The following is a 15,192-nucleotide window of genomic DNA, read 5'->3' as shown; positions in this document are numbered from 1 at the left end:
ATCAGTACTCTCATTTAAGATTAAATGAGAGCAACGAATCTTTTAGCGGTATTGAGCGAAGAAACCGTTTGCTGCTCTGACACAATAAGTATCAGCTATGCCATGATAGTTTGAGAGTAGCGCAGTATAGCTTGCAACTTGACCTGCGCCTGTAGCCTCAGCTTGAGTGCTACCTGAAGTAATAGCAGCAGTAAAGGCAGAGGTATAAGCAGCAGTTAGAAGAGTATTAAGTTCAGTGGAGAAGTTTTTCTGAACATTATCAACGACAGGTTGAATACCATTATTAATAACGGTTGGCAACGTACTAACATATGCTGATTTATTAGCAGCGATACGTGCGTCTTTATTAGTAATATCCACATCTAATGCAGCAAACTGTATGTCTTTTTTGTCTTGCCAAATGCGTGACTGAGTTGTAGTGTTAATATCGAAGATCACACTTGGATCTTGATTACCACCACACATAAGAACAGGCATCGTCGGCTCATAATTACGTAGGTCATTTTTTATAAAAGCTTGGCGTACACCGTTCTCACTATTAACTGCCAATGCTGCTGTAGTAAAGGTTGGGAATGTACCGTCAGGATATTTTCTCATATCTTGTACATATTTAGCTCTAAAGTCGGTATTGAATAGATAGTTTGTTTTATCAAAACCAAAAGCAAATAGTGGCGAAGCAGGAGAAATGGGATCTAAGAAGTCATAACCAGTTGGTGCTGCTTGGAATAAGCTAGTGACGGGCAATTGGCCAGTTTGGAACAAGCTATTGACGGAGCCTTGTGTCGGAAATAAATTAGGCGCATTGGTGTATCGAGCAGCATAAATTTCATCGAAGGGACTACCCTCACCATTAGCATTTTTGAACTCTTCTCTGTAGCTTGCGCTCAGCAAAGGTAAAAAGATAGTACCTCCAGCAATAACGTTACCTGAGAGAATAGAATCGGCAAAGGCAGAGATAGCGTAAGCACCAGAGCTTGGGCTGATAGCGGTAGCTGGTGTTCCTGCCTCATCAAGTAATTTAGCAGTCGCCATTGTAGCGTAACCACCTTGTGAGAACCCCGTTATAAAGAGCTTATCGTTATAGGTGACAGTACTGCTCACAGACTGTCTATTGCTAGTATTGACTGTATCGACCGTAAGCTTACCTGCTTCTAGCGCGTCAATCATCTGCTTACCTTGCTCCACCGTATTATACGGAATATAGGATAAGTCAGATTTGTCATAACCTGGATAGTTGGGGGCAACTAAGATATCCCCTTGACCGACGTAAGTAGCGGCTACTACTAACGATTTTAAATAAGCAGGGTTAGTAGGGTCGTTGAGCGCTGCTAGATTGTAGTTTTTATCAGAGTTCGTTCCATGTGCATATAGCGTAATAGGGCGCTCGCCTTGGCAGATAGGATCATTACCATTGGGAGTAATCACAGCTCCTGTTGCATTGGTTGCCTCGCCTGCTACTCCAGTGGTGGTATGATTGATATAGTGGACAGTGATACCGCAAACAGGATCATCTACCTTGGCACTAACATTGATGCCTTCAGCATCGATAGCTTGTTTTAGCTCTTGGGCAGTAAATACTTTCGTAATTTCAGGCGATTCAAGTAATTTAATTGGATTTGCAGGATTTTGAACGACTTCTTCAAAAGAGGAGTCGTCATCATCACAACCCACCAGTGCAAGGCTTATGCACGTTGCCAGCACTGTTAAAGTAAGAGAACGTTTGGTAGCTAATGACTTAATAACTGAGGTATTGCTCATCGATATACTTACATCGGAAGTATGCTGGTATTTTTTCATAAATAACGTCCATGTTATTGTTAAAGTTTAATTATCGGAATTAGACAGTATGTAAAGACACTTACTATTTCACCTTACAATCATATCTTAAAATAGCAATAATTAGAAACAACATTAATTCATTTGTTAAGTGATCTTAAGCAGTCATATTTTATTAGTTTGCATATGATACAGACATACTTTTGGTTACTTAAATTAGCGTTCTCAAGATTCTAATAAGAGACATTATAGTAAATATACACTTAGCAAGTTTTTCTGTTGACATAGGATATCTTAAAGCTTGCGACAGCCCAACCATCATGATATTAGGCTGTATTCATAGAGAGTTTGGTCCAATAGATTACCAAGCATCTTAAGAGTGTTCTGAGATGAAATTCGCAATATAATCATTTACAATTTCAGGTTGCTCAAGCGCTACTGAGTGACCAGCTTTAGCAACTACAAACATCTGACTCTCAGATACGGTTTGAGCAATATTTTCTGAGAGTGGGACTTCGTAGGCATGATCTTGCTCGCCTGCTAATATTAATAGTGGAACCGAAGATTCTTTGAGTTCGTCCAGCACACCTTTTCGATGAATAACGCCGTGAGCACTACGTGAAATATCTGGTCCTAGCTCCATCATATACTTACGCCAATTTTCGCGCTCACTCTCACGCGAAGAGTCTGCTAAATAGTCATCACCAAACATAATGTACATAAGGGTATCAATAAATGGTTCAGTACCGTTTGCCTCTACGCCATCAATGAGAGGTGAGAACTCTGCTAGTTTGTATTCAAGTTCGCCGCTAGATCCAAGTACGATACATCCTTTTAGTAAATCTGGGCGACGAGCCGCCAAACGCAAAGCAACAAAACCGCCCATGGAGTTTCCAGCAAAAAAGCAAGGGGCTATATCAAGCGCCTCAATGAAAGCTGCGGCATCGTCAGTTAAAGTATCCATATCGACGCTTTTCAATTCAGATCGAGCACTTTTCCCTTGGTCTCTATGGTCATAGGTTATTACTCTGATGTGCTTAGAGAGTCCCTCTATTTGATGAATAAACATTTCTCGATCAAAAAATAGTGAGTGACTCAGTACCAATGTAGGAGCGTCTTTGGGGCCTTGCTCATCATAGAAAAGCGTAGTTCCGTTAACATCAATTGTTGGCATAATCTTCTTCCTTGTAGTAAACACTATTAATTCAAATAGATAGCATCTAGCGAACTTAATAATAGCATGGGAAAATGTCAAATAACTGTTGTTAATGTATTCGAAACTGTTTGTGTATTTGAGACTACAATCTAGATTTTAATTTGCGCGTGTACAATCGTGGTGATAAAGCTATCTTTGGTAGCCGAGATAAGCGGTTAGTTATTTAAAACTAGTCATCTAAAATAAGCATAAAAAAACACCGCTAATCTCAAAGATTAACGGTGTTTTTAGAACTATATAATGGTACCCGGAGCCGGACTTGAACCGGCACGCTATTGCTAGCGAGGGATTTTAAATCCCTTGTGTCTACCAATTTCACCACCCGGGCAAAACTTGTTTTATCCTTAGCGTAATCTAGCTGATAGACCATCTAGTTACTGGATAAGTGGTCGCTATTATAATCAATTTTATTGAGAATGCAAGCTAAAATTTAATAAATAATTGGAGGCTGGAGTCGGAATCGAACCGACGATCAAGGAGTTGCAGTCCAGTGCATTACCACTTTGCTATCCAGCCAATCAAGGTTGACTATATTAGCAAAAATATTTTAAATTACAAGCTATTTTTTAGATAAGAGCACTTTATTTAGCACTTAATAGTACCTTGATGCTTCTATTAATAATTAAAGAGTTGGCTATTTAGAATTATATGAACGCTATTAGTCAAAAATGCCTAGCAAAAAATAGCCCTACCAAGCGATCGCTCAGTAAGGCTATCAAAGACTCGTTTAAAGGCTTAAATAATATCTTTATTATCGCTACGAGCCTTTTTGATGTCGCGATAGGTTGCGGTACAGATTAACACCAGTACGCCAAGCGTAATCGCGGGCCAAATTAAAATATAGAATCCATAAAGGTAAACGTTATCCATAATAGCTCCTTAAGTTTTGGGTAATGAGGGTGTCTTTGCTTTTTTGTCATAGTCGCCCACACGTTCTTTAATCAAATCAAAATCGAAGTACTCATTACCCATAAGACTGATGATGACACAGACAAGCGTACTGACGCCATAAGCTGTCAATGAAGCGACGAGCACCATGTATTGACGCAAGAAGCCAGTGGCAAATACAAGCATGAATACGAGTGCGATAGCCGCCGCGCCCATACCTATTTTGCGACCTAAGAAACCAAACACCATAAGCCCGATAACGACTGCGCCACCGACGCTTGCCATAACTTCGAAGAATAGAGCGGTAATACCGACAATAGGTATCAGCTCAAAGCGGGCAATACAGAAGAATAACAGTCCGACCAACACCGCTGCGGTAAAGGCTGTATTGGTCACCCGATTCCAATAGACACTAGCAATAACAGGGAAAACGACAGCGCCCCATAAAGCACCAACGAAGACTAACATTACGAGAATATCTAGCTTAAAGCTGGCAAAAACAAGCCCTGCAGCAGTGGCGACAATCATCGTACCACGACCGACTAGCATCATGGTTTTGGGCTTAACGTGCCCTTTTTTGGCAATGTTTTTGCCATAGACATCGGCCATCATAATCGTCGATAGCGCAGATAAGTCTGAATCAGCGGTTGATGATAGTGAGCCGATAACTAAGATAAAGAATAGGCCAATAAACACAGGATGCAAATAAGTACTAACCATCTGCGGAATCAGGTTATTCATATTGCCATCTAAAGGTTCAATACCTATCGTTAGCGCCATGAGACCTATCATACCAAGACCAATGACAATACCCGCATAGCCGACAGTAGCTGTGATAAAGGTCGCTTTGATTTTAGTTTTATCAATGGCAAATAGGCGCTGGGTAATGGTTTGGTTACCGATAGCATAAGCAAGCACGGCTACAAAGAACGGCGCTCCTTGCATAAAGAATGCTTCAGATGAGAAGAAGTCTTGCTGCTCAAAGGTAAGATTTGACAGCCCTTCTACCATGACCGAAGGACCACCCATCGCGAATAGCACCGCTGGAATAATCACGACCCCAATCGCCATCAACGCGACCAGTTGAGCAAAATCGGTAAATACTGAGGCCCGAAAGCCTGAGGTGAGGGTATAGCTCAGCACCCCAATACCAGCGATAATAACCCCAGTTTGGAACGATAGTGGCGACAATACCGATACTAGCGCACCAGCGGCAGTAAAGTTGACCATCAAGCTAATTAAGCTGCCCATAATGTTGGATATGGCTAAAATTAATTGGCTTGATGAGCCATGGCGGGCGTGAATTAGCTCCCCTAAAGTGTGACCATCAGGAGCGAGTTCACGAAAACGCATACCGAAAGGGTAGATGAATAAAATCATCAATGCGCCCCAAAATCCATAATGTATTGGTCCTGATATGCCGTATTTGTAGCCGGACGTGGCTGCTGCATAAAACGATGCCGCCCAAATCCAAGTCGCGGTCATGCTGGCAGCGCCCATACCAAAGCCAACGCCATGACCTGCCACCATAAAGCCAGTGGTTGATTCTTTGTCTTTTTTAATCAGTAGCGATAACAAATAAGTACCGCCATAAAAGGCTACTAATAATAAAATAACGGTTACTGCTGAGAATTGGAACAATGACTCAGTTTTCAAATTCATACCTCGCAATTGTTTGTAGTGGTTTATATAAGCTAAAACTGACACAAAAATATATATGTCTAGCACTATAATTCTAAGGCGTGTCTATTGAAGGCACAGCGATTACACGAATAGCCGTGATAATAGATAGCTATATATTGTTGCGACAATCAAGACTAAGTACTTACTAGCTAAGCACTCGTTAACTAAGAATTTTTAGCTAAGTGTCTATAAGTTTAATGTTTATAGATTAGGGTCTGTTGAACATTCGATCATGGCACTGACAGTGACTATTTTTTAGGCGATTTTAGATTAAAAATATCTAGTTTAGTCATTCTAAGCGGATCTTTTTAATGACGAATCGGCAAAAAAGAGTCCTGTCCTTGTAGGCTGATGCTAAAATCGCTCTATTCGTTGTAAAAATCTAGCCAAGGCATCTGCATTGCCTGCGATTTTTACTTAAACTAGAACCATTTTAGCTATCAGCAGTGCTCATTTATGAATGTTCAACAGACCCTAAGTGTTTTCAATGAGTACTGCTAAGTGAACATTGAAGGTACAGAGATAAATAATCTGTAGTTAAAGCTGACAGCTAAGATTGTCGCAAGAACGACCATCGCTTACGAGCCAATCTGCTGTAGTAGGTAACTTGGCACAAAATTATCGGCCAGTTGCAGATGAGTTGCACACTTGATTTTATTCAATTGCAAAAAATTAGGTTGCATTCTTATAAGGTAAATATAGTGATTTTGGCATTACTATTGATAAATAAGACTACAACTGCGTTAAACCTAGGTAACATTAATACTCCAAGAGAATACCCTATAATGGTTCTGAGCTCAAATCTATAGACGTTATAAACGGGTAGGTACCCTGACCATTCAGTTTTAACAAGTTATATTTTGCGACAAAAAATTTGCTAGATTTTATGCTGAATGGTGCATGTGGCTGGGCTTTTGCTAGGAACAAAGGTACAATAACCGCTATCAAACGCTCACTTAGCAAAGGACAGGCCTGTAAGATATTTACGCGCGCTGTCCTTTTTTATTGCTTTTTCTACTGGAGTTATCATGTCAATTGCTCAAGAGTCGCCAGCTTCTCAAGATTCCGCTACTGTTTTGGATGGCAGAATACTTGCCAAGCAGATAGAACAAGAGTTATACAGCCGCGTTGAAAGTATCAAAGCCAAGACAGGACGTACGCCGATTTTGGCGACGATTTTGGTTGGTGCTGATCCAGCCTCTGCGACTTATGTGCGCATGAAAGGCAATGCTTGTAAGCGAGTTGGTATGGATTCTATTAAGGTTGAGATGCCAAGTGAAACGACTACTGAGCAGTTAATGGCAAAGATCGATGAGCTTAATAATAATCAAGATGTCCACGGTATTTTGCTTCAGCATCCTGTACCGAGTCATATTGATGAGCGCGCCTGTTTTGAGAAAATTGATCTAGCAAAAGATGTTGATGGGGTGACTTGCTTAGGTTTTGGTCGTATGAGTATGCAGGAATCAGCCTTTGGCTCTTGTACGCCACAAGGCATCATGCACTTGCTAAATCATCACCATATTGAGCTTTCAGGCAAGCAAGCGGTTGTCGTCGGTCGTAGTCCTATCTTAGGTAAGCCGATGGCGATGATGCTACTCAACGCTAATTGTACGGTGACGATTTGCCATTCCAGAACTGAAGATTTAGCCGCTCATGTGCAACGTGCAGATATTATCGTTGGTGCTGTCGGTGTCCCTGAGCTTATCAAGGCGGACTGGATAAAAGCGGGCGCAGTAGTAGTCGATGCCGGCTTCCATCCTACTGATAATGGCGGCGTCGGTGATATCGAAATGAGTGGTGTTAAAAATATTGCCAGTGCTTATACACCAGTACCAGGCGGCGTCGGGCCTATGACTATTAATACCCTTATTCGCCAAACGGTGATCGCAGCTGAGAAATCAGCTGATTTATAGACGAGTACGCTTAGCAAATAAATGACGGATTTAAATATTTATTGACCATAGATAAGGCGTCTGATGCTATAGAGTGGTATCAGACTAAATCAACCAAACAAAAAAGTTGATAGGGTCTCAAATGGCTAAAAAAAATCTAGATATTCATGAGCGATTACAGCATATTGGCAGAGAGTTCGTTGATATTTCTCACTATATCATTTTATTTTTGATCAGCTTAGTTGTGATCTGGACGGCAGGTAAAGAGTTCTTTTACATCTTTCAAAAAGGCTCAGCAGCGCTAAAAGATATCTTAATGTTGTTTATCTATTTAGAATTGCTCGCTATGATCGGTATTTATTTTAAGACCCATCGCCTACCTGTGCAGTTTCTGATATTTATTGCGATAACGGCATTGTCACGACATTTAGTGGTGGATGTACAAGCCGTCTCTGATTATTTTCATTTATGGTTACTCGCAACGATTTCTGTGGTGATTATCTTATTGAGTGCGTCTATTGTGATACTGACATGGACGGCTAGAACCTATGGTCGTCCAGAGGATAATTTAGAGGGTCAGCATAGGACTTCTATCATGAAAACGCTGCTACCTGATAATGCTCAGATACCTGATAGCCGTACGAAAAATCGCCGCGAATAGAAGCCTGAATGATCACTTTGACACCATAAAAAGGGCTAACGAATAAGCCCTTTTTTATGGTGTCAAATGCTGTAATTTGGAATTTAAATACCGTTTAAGAAGGTTAGCAAGATTTGCTTTTCATCGTCAGGAAGTTGCTCAAAGCGGTTTTTTGTGCTTTCTGCCTCACCGCCATGCCAAAGTATCGCCTCAGTCAAACTACTCGCGCGACCATCATGCAAAAACCGCGCCTCTGGATCACGAGCGACAATACCAATACCCCAAAGTGGTGGCGTGCGCCACTCATAGCTTTCTGCGTTTTTCTCTTTTACGCCATCATCAAGACCTGTGCCCATATCATGGAGTAATAAATCCGTATAAGGATAGATCGTTTGTTGGGATAATAAAGGAAAACGCAGGCTATCTCCGGTTTTTTGCTTAGGTGTATGGCAGCCAGCACAGCCTGTTTGAGCAAATAAAGTAGCGCCTTGATTAAAGGTTTGCAAATTACCAATACGACGCTCAGGAACAGCTAAGGCAGTCATAAACTCTGTTACCGCATCTAAGCTTTCATCGATGACCTCAGGCCCACCTGCAAACCCACCATTGGGCAAGGTTTTACAAATGAACTGACTAACCGTGCAATTAGGCTCTGCAAATACTGAAGTGGTTAAGCCCATATCTTGTGACATAGCATTGGCATTTTGAATGCGCAGACTTGAATTAATAGCCTTCCAGCCAAAGCGACCAATTTGCTGTTGACTGCCTTCAATGACCCAATGTACACGACCACTAATACCATCTTCGTTGACATCATCAGCGTCTGCTGCTGCGATGATATCAACATTAGGAATGAGGTTTAACATACCCATACCGACCAGCTGCGGTGATATCCGTCCGCTGATAGCACTATCGCCTAATGGCTGATTAGAGTCAGTAGGAATAAAGCTAAAGCTGACAGTACTTAAAGGGCTATCTACAGCAGTGATAACATCGTAGAGCATTTTGCCTTCTGTAGCGACGCTTGAGTCTATGCTTTGATGCTGCATTTGCTCACCGTAATAGGAGTGAGCTATACCTTGTTTATTACCTAATCTAAATAAGATAGCGTCTCTCATCTCGCCATTGGGTGCATAAGTAGGCTGACGGCCTTCGCTACTATGACATTGAGTACAAGCGTTGGCATTAAAGATTGGGCCAACACCATCAAATAATACGCGACCTTCGCCTGCTGGTGTCCATTGCGTAATAAACAACTCACGACCCGCTGATATATTGCCCAAACTACTCGTTGGTAGAGTAGGAATAATCTGTAAAAACGGTCGTGAAATGTCCGATCTGATAGTTGCCACGCCACCTGCTGGTAGCCAATTGGTATCGACTTCTGGAGTAGGATTACTAGGTATGTCGGGCAGGTTTGGGTTGCTTGATGGCGTATCATCATCTGAGCCACCACACGCGCTAAGAGCGACTATTAAAACGAGTAATGTTGTGCGCGCTGCAAAAGATAAGTACATTGAATGAGGTTTCGGTAATGAGCTGATTAATAAAGACATGGCGTTACCTAACAGGGTGATTGGAAATAGAGTTAAATGATAATGAATAGAAATAATGATAAATAGATAGGATAAAAAAGGGCGACATCATTTAATGCGGCCCTTTTATTATGGTGCTACTACCAGTAAGTAATCAGTTATTAACGGATAGATTTAATTGACAGCTGATTGAGTAGGTAGACTAATAGAGAAGGGCACGTTATACATCCAAATATTAGTAGCGAGCTTGCTACCTATTGAGCCCTCAAAGCTCCAACCCCAAGTATATAAGTGGTCGCTCTTGTCTTGTGCAATAAGATGTAGAGCGCCCATACCTATATTTTCAATATCTGTCAAACTCGGCAGGTTATCATTGGGCTCATCTAAATTGTTATATATAGTTCGGCCTTCACTATTGGTCTCGCCAAACATACCCCATGGATAAACTTTGCCGTTATTTAGTAATACATAACTAGAGTTGCCATTAGCATAGACCCGCTTTACCTCTTTATCAGCGAACCAAGGTAGTTTGGTTGGAGCGGTTATAGTTCTGTCCCAAGCGTTCTCAGTATCTTTAAATTGTTGACCGTTGTAGCCTACTTGACTACTAGAATTAATCCCCCAACCGTAGACAGACTCTTTATTAGTTAGTGCTAGTACATGATCACGACCTGCGGCTAGTTGAGTAACCTTTTCATCAGTTGCTGTGTCTATAATAACGGTAATACGCACAGGCACTGGATTCTCATTAATACAATTATTAGCGGTTGTGCAAGCGATGCCTTTACCCAAATTCGCATAATCATCGCTACCCCAACCCCAAACCTGACCTTTATCATCTAGCGCGTAGGAGCTACCAGAACTGACAGCAACTTGCACAATATGACCAATGTCAGTTGCTGCCGAAAAATCAACCTTGACAGGTATGCTACTGCTACTGGATGTGATAGTAGCATTGCCCAATTGTCCTTGACCATTTGCGCCCATTGCCCAAACCGTGCCATCTTGAGTGAGTACTAGGTTATGACTATATCCTGGTGCAACCATAACTGCATTCTCAATATTTGCTATCGCTCCAATATCAAGACGGCAGTCTTCAGTGCTACTACAGTTGTCGCGACCTAAATCACCACGACCTAATTGACCAGATTTGTCTTCGCCCCAACTATAAACACGCCCATCCTGTGCTATGGCTAAGGAATGATTTTGGTTAAAACCAATGCTAATGAGGTCTATAGGAGTGCTGCTCATCATAAATGGCGTATTGGGATGTAGGGGTATGACCGAGTTGTTATTTTCAGATAACTTAGTGACTGATCCTAGACCAGTTTGACCGTAGTTATTGCGTCCCCAGCTATAGAGATGCCCATCTCTAAGTGCACCAGTATGAGACCCACCAGCGGCAATAGTATCGCCTAAATAGAGAGTCTTAGTAGAGGTAGTGATATTATCTGCATTGTCTGTTGCAGTTAAGGTAACTTGATTGTCTCCTAATGCTAGCAAGATAGTATCAGTGAAGTTGCCGTCAGCATCTAAGCTAAGAGTCTGAATAGGGTTATCATTGACTCCATAAGTTAATGATTTGATCCCGCCAGTGTCTTGAACTTGACCTGAAATAAAACTAGCAGCAACGGCAGTTGTACTGTCATCAAAGTCGCTGTTTGTAGTCAATAATGGCGGGGTAACATCGCGGATGACAGGAGTATTATCAGAGTCATTGTTGTCGTTACAAGCAGTAAGTAGCAAAACCATCGTTGAAAGTGATAAAACTTGAGCCAATGGGGATAAGCGCATAGAAGTCTCAGTATATGATTTACAAAATAGAGTAGTTGTCTAAGTAACAGAGCAATGAGCTAGAAACATTTAATGCGAATAATATTACAAATGATAACTATTATCAATATCTATATAAAAAATATACAAAAAAACAGCCAGCTGGTTTTATAAGCTGACTGTATAAAGTTTCTAAAGTGATCTTAAATTTTTAGAATAATAATGAAGTCTATGATCATGTTGTCGTTTCGTTTGCGTGGCTTTGCTTTATAGCCACTTCACTTTCTTAAATTTATAATATAAATAGCCACAAGCCGCTAAGATTAAGAATAAAACCACAAAGTAAGAATACCGCCAATGTAGCTCTGGCATAAAGTCAAAGTTCATCCCGTAGATACCAGCGACAGCAGTCGGTACGGCAAGAATACCCGCCCATGCAGCAAGCTTACGCACGACCTCATTCTGTCCCATATTGACCATAGCCATATAAGTATCCATGGCCAAACTTAACATCTCATTTAGACCATTAACGGCATCGAGTGAGCGCAGCAGATGATCATTGATATCACGAAAGTAGGGCTTTGCGGCATTAGGGAAGGCAGGAACGAGATCGCTTTTTTGATGGTTAATAAAGAAGTTGCAAATATCTTGTACGGGTAGGATTACTGCGCGCATGTGTACCAGTTGCGACTTAATTTCATAAAGGTTTTTCAGCGTGCTTTTATTGAACTCGTAAGTAAAGATATTGCGCTCTTGCTCACGTAAATAGCTACCCAATCTGTCGGTCACTGGCAGATAGTTATCGACAATAAAATCAAGCACGGCATGCAGAATAAAGATCGGCCCCATTCTGAGCTTTTCAGGACGTAAATGACAATGCTCACGGATAGGGGTGTAAGCGTTCGAGGGGCCTATACGAATAGTAATAAGATAATTTTTACCCATAAATATTGCTGTTGTGCCATAACGAATAAAATTATCTTCAAGCTTAGCGGTACGTACCACTAAGAATATGGTGTCGTTATTATAGCTCTCCACTTTGGCGCGTTGATTATCAGCAAAAGCATCTTCTATAGCCAATTCATGAAGGTCAAAAGCATTCTGCACTTTGGCGATAGTCTGCAAGCTCGGCTCATATAGACCAAGCCAGATAAACTGATTGTTATTCTTCAGGGATTTACTGACATCGCTTAGCTCAAGCTGGCTCGTTTGCTCGCCCGTCTTACGCGAGTATGCATAGCAATTGACCACTTCATCCATACTCGAGACATCAATATCCTCAAAGCGATCGGCATCAGGATCATAAACCGTCATGGTCTCAAGCGTATCCTCTGGCGTAGCATCTGCATCGCCGTAGATGTAACTATCATAATCAATCATATCTGAATAGATATAATCTATATTAGTATCAGGTGCAATATGGGTGCTCTTTTTAACAGATAAATCATGATCGTCTTGCATATTGCCCTCCTTAAGTTGCTATCAGTGATCACGATGAATAATTACTAATAAATACTTACTCATTAATAGTGTAAGTTCAGTCGTGATAAAGCTAAAAATAGCCGTTATATAGCATAGCTTTTTAGCGTCTCAATATCGACTAAGGCTAATAGGCTCTCATGGCAAGCCTCAAGCTTAAGCTGTGGTGCAATATCAAAGTCTAGAGCTTCAACCCAACGCAGCGCACAGATACACCAATAGTCACCAGGTTTGAGACCGGCAAAGTTATACTCAGGTAGAGGGGTAATCAAGTCGTTACCGCGACTGGCAGAAAAATTGAGAAACTCACTGGTCATCTTGGCACAGACGGTATGCTGACCGACATCGTGATTGCCTGTATGGCAAAAGCCGTTACGATAGTAGCCCGTAATAGGATCAAAACAACAGCTGGCAAGGGCCGTACCTAAAACATTGGTTTGATTGACGGCTGGATTAGGATGATAATCAGATGACATAAAGCCTCCTAAAAGGTTGATTGTTATTGGATAATTTGCATGATAAAAATATGCGCTAGTGTAGCATGAGCCGGTCTAATTGTCGCTCGAATAAGGTTGGCTACCTTATTTATAGATCTAGTTATCAATAGATTTTGTTAGAGGTAAAATGAGTTAAGGGTAACTTGTAAAAGTGTGAGACAAACACAATTGTCGCTATGCGAAGTTTAGTTGCTATGCTAAACTAAAGCCATAAGTTGACAGGTCATTAAGCGTTCAAATTTAAGTGTTTCGTTATTTTGAATGATCATAATTTATAGTTAAAGCGCATAGTTAAATTTAGCACTCAGTTCTATAATTGAGCTTTAATGTTGCGTGTCAGAATCATATTTGTAGTGCTACCCTCATAGCTTTTTTAAAGTTTGTCAGTTGTGAGTCATTGATATGCACTTTTACATTATAAATTTGTCTTACTTAACAACAATGTCAAAATCTCAATAGTGCTGCGCTTTTGGGTAAGCGCTATGCCAAACAAGGATTTATCGTGTCTGCTAGTTCTAACGCTGTAACCTCTGATTCTAATCCCTACTTGAGTAATTTTCATTTGAGTAATTTTGCTAATGAAGTGGCGAATAGTTGGCTACTCCCTGATGGGGTGGTCGATGTGTTGTTTGATGAGGCGCAAAAGCAAGAAGTACTGCGCTACCGACTGACTCAGCAGCTTATTAGTAGGGGCTATCAGCTCGTCTCTCCACCGATGATTGAGTTTACAGAGTCTTTATTGAGTGAAGCCTCAGAGGATCTAAAGCGCCAAACCTTTAAGATTATTGATCAGCTGACAGGGCGCTTAATGGGCGTACGTGCTGATATCACGCCACAGATTTTACGTATTGATGCGCAATGGGGCGGTGAGGGCATTGCGCGTTATTGTTATGCAGGCGATGTTATTCATACGCTACCGACAGGTCTGTTCGGTTCGCGTACACCATTACAATTAGGCGCTGAAATCTTTGGTTGCGAGTCGCTTGATGCTGATATTGAGCTGATAGATGTGCTATTTAGCTTAGTCAATAGTCTTAATATGAGCGCTGATCTGCATGTGGACTTAGGGCATGTAGCGATATTTAAGCGCTTATCGGTGTTAGCGGATCTGTCCGAGAGTGATACTGAGCAGCTGATGCATCTGTATGCCAATAAGAATCTGCCTGAGCTAAAACGAGTCTGCCAAAGCTTGGATATGGGCGCAGATTTTTATGCTTTAGCGCGGTTTGGTCATGATATGACACAGCTATCTGCGAAGCTCTCAAATACTGCGCAGCAAGATAACGATATTGCGACAGCCGTTGAGGAGCTACAGCGTCTTAAAACCCATTTGCAAGAGCAGTGGCAGTGTGAGGTTAGTATCGATATCACTGAATTATCGGGTTATCATTATCATACGGGCATCGTATTTAATGGCTATATCAATAGCGAGACCCAGCCGCTAGTACGCGGTGGGCGCTTTGATGGAATGCAGCAGCTTCGTGAGGCTACTGGTTTTAGTATGGATGTTAGCCGATTGCTGGCGCACATAGAGCTTGAGCCGGCCAATATAGTTGTGGTTAATTATAGCGATATGACTACTGGTACTAGTGATCAATTACAGAATTTGCAAAGCCAAGTCGCGGATTTACGCAATAAAGGCTATCGCGTCACTATGCCATTAGATGCCAATGACTGTCCAAAAGATATCAGTCATCGCTTGAGTATGATCGAGGACAACTGGCAGTTAGAAACTATTTAGTCGTTATTTACTTTAAATTATTTGTTTCAAAAGTCTTAATAGTTTTCAAAAGTAATTTTTATAAATATA

Annotated in this window: 11 protein-coding genes and 2 tRNA genes; 3 read left to right on the top strand and 10 right to left on the bottom strand. The window is 41.3% G+C overall.

Annotated features, from left to right (window positions below):
- Positions 1 to 42 precede the first annotated feature (42 nt).
- The 6 genes from ACR63T_RS08435 to ACR63T_RS08410 form a co-directional block, all read right to left on the bottom strand.
- On the bottom strand, positions 43 to 1,797 hold the full coding sequence (locus ACR63T_RS08435) for an alpha/beta hydrolase family protein (protein WP_472783681.1): 1,755 nt from the start codon (positions 1,795 to 1,797) through the stop codon (positions 43 to 45).
- A gap of 352 nt (positions 1,798 to 2,149) precedes the next feature.
- Positions 2,150 to 2,950, bottom strand: coding sequence for an alpha/beta fold hydrolase (locus ACR63T_RS08430; protein WP_305898423.1), 801 nt, complete (start codon positions 2,948 to 2,950; stop codon positions 2,150 to 2,152).
- A gap of 283 nt (positions 2,951 to 3,233) precedes the next feature.
- Positions 3,234 to 3,320: transfer RNA gene (locus tag ACR63T_RS08425), tRNA-Leu, on the bottom strand.
- Between the two features lie 114 nt (positions 3,321 to 3,434).
- Positions 3,435 to 3,508 (bottom strand) — tRNA-Cys (locus ACR63T_RS08420).
- A 219-nt stretch (positions 3,509 to 3,727) separates the two neighbouring features.
- Positions 3,728 to 3,862 carry a putative transporter small subunit gene (locus ACR63T_RS08415; RefSeq protein ID WP_305898422.1) on the bottom strand — a complete coding sequence of 45 codons (135 nt, stop codon included), beginning with the start codon at positions 3,860 to 3,862 and terminating at the stop codon, positions 3,728 to 3,730.
- Positions 3,863 to 3,871: 9 nt separating this feature from the next.
- Positions 3,872 to 5,521 carry a sodium:solute symporter family protein gene (locus tag ACR63T_RS08410; RefSeq protein WP_472785260.1) on the bottom strand — a complete coding sequence of 550 codons (1,650 nt, stop codon included), beginning with the start codon at positions 5,519 to 5,521 and terminating at the stop codon, positions 3,872 to 3,874.
- Between the two features lie 1,070 nt (positions 5,522 to 6,591).
- Between ACR63T_RS08410 and folD the strand changes: the two genes are divergently transcribed.
- Entirely contained in the window at positions 6,592 to 7,479 is an 888-nt protein-coding gene (gene folD, locus ACR63T_RS08405; RefSeq protein WP_305898420.1) for a bifunctional methylenetetrahydrofolate dehydrogenase/methenyltetrahydrofolate cyclohydrolase FolD, read from the top strand.
- A gap of 121 nt (positions 7,480 to 7,600) precedes the next feature.
- Positions 7,601 to 8,119, top strand: a complete 519-nt coding sequence (locus tag ACR63T_RS08400; RefSeq protein WP_305898419.1) for a phosphate-starvation-inducible protein PsiE — start codon at positions 7,601 to 7,603, stop codon at positions 8,117 to 8,119.
- Between the two features lie 83 nt (positions 8,120 to 8,202).
- On the opposite strand, the gene ACR63T_RS08395 is transcribed toward ACR63T_RS08400, so the two are convergent.
- The 4 genes from ACR63T_RS08395 to ACR63T_RS08380 all read right to left on the bottom strand — a co-directional run bounded on the left by ACR63T_RS08395 (position 8,203) and on the right by ACR63T_RS08380 (position 13,361).
- Positions 8,203 to 9,654: a di-heme oxidoredictase family protein gene (locus ACR63T_RS08395; RefSeq protein ID WP_472783680.1), complete on the bottom strand. Its 1,452-nt coding sequence runs from the start codon at positions 9,652 to 9,654 to the stop codon at positions 8,203 to 8,205.
- A gap of 153 nt (positions 9,655 to 9,807) precedes the next feature.
- The gene (locus ACR63T_RS08390; protein ID WP_472783679.1) at positions 9,808 to 11,427 is read right to left on the bottom strand and encodes an RCC1 domain-containing protein; all 1,620 of its coding nucleotides are present in this window, start codon (positions 11,425 to 11,427) and stop codon (positions 9,808 to 9,810) included.
- A 246-nt stretch (positions 11,428 to 11,673) separates the two neighbouring features.
- A complete protein-coding gene (corA, locus tag ACR63T_RS08385) occupies positions 11,674 to 12,867 on the bottom strand; it encodes a magnesium/cobalt transporter CorA (RefSeq protein WP_305898416.1) in 1,194 nt (397 codons plus the stop codon).
- Between the two features lie 104 nt (positions 12,868 to 12,971).
- Positions 12,972 to 13,361: a DUF2237 family protein gene (locus ACR63T_RS08380; RefSeq protein ID WP_201569405.1), complete on the bottom strand. Its 390-nt coding sequence runs from the start codon at positions 13,359 to 13,361 to the stop codon at positions 12,972 to 12,974.
- Positions 13,362 to 13,884: 523 nt separating this feature from the next.
- Here ACR63T_RS08380 and ACR63T_RS08375 point away from each other — a divergent pair.
- Positions 13,885 to 15,123 (top strand): ATP phosphoribosyltransferase regulatory subunit, encoded by a 1,239-nt coding sequence (locus tag ACR63T_RS08375; RefSeq protein ID WP_472783678.1) that lies wholly within the window; start codon positions 13,885 to 13,887, stop codon positions 15,121 to 15,123.
- Positions 15,124 to 15,192 lie beyond the last annotated feature (69 nt).

The sequence above is a fragment of the Psychrobacter sp. M17(2026) genome (assembly GCF_055699815.1).
The sequence above is the reverse complement of the archived record's forward strand: the minus strand, read 5'-3'. Positions and strand labels throughout refer to the sequence as shown.

Excerpts from the sequence above, each read along its gene's own strand:
- ACR63T_RS08435 (WP_472783681.1), bottom strand. The coding sequence starts at position 1,797 with ATGAAAAAATACCAGCATACTTCCGATGTAAGTATATCGATGAGCAAT.
- ACR63T_RS08430 (WP_305898423.1), bottom strand. The coding sequence starts at position 2,950 with ATGCCAACAATTGATGTTAACGGAACTACGCTTTTCTATGATGAGCAA.
- ACR63T_RS08415 (WP_305898422.1), bottom strand. The coding sequence starts at position 3,862 with ATGGATAACGTTTACCTTTATGGATTCTATATTTTAATTTGGCCCGCG.
- folD (WP_305898420.1), top strand. The coding sequence starts at position 6,592 with ATGTCAATTGCTCAAGAGTCGCCAGCTTCTCAAGATTCCGCTACTGTT.
- ACR63T_RS08400 (WP_305898419.1), top strand. The coding sequence starts at position 7,601 with ATGGCTAAAAAAAATCTAGATATTCATGAGCGATTACAGCATATTGGC.
- ACR63T_RS08395 (WP_472783680.1), bottom strand. The coding sequence starts at position 9,654 with ATGTCTTTATTAATCAGCTCATTACCGAAACCTCATTCAATGTACTTA.
- ACR63T_RS08390 (WP_472783679.1), bottom strand. The coding sequence starts at position 11,427 with ATGCGCTTATCCCCATTGGCTCAAGTTTTATCACTTTCAACGATGGTT.
- corA (WP_305898416.1), bottom strand. The coding sequence starts at position 12,867 with ATGCAAGACGATCATGATTTATCTGTTAAAAAGAGCACCCATATTGCA.
- ACR63T_RS08380 (WP_201569405.1), bottom strand. The coding sequence starts at position 13,361 with ATGTCATCTGATTATCATCCTAATCCAGCCGTCAATCAAACCAATGTT.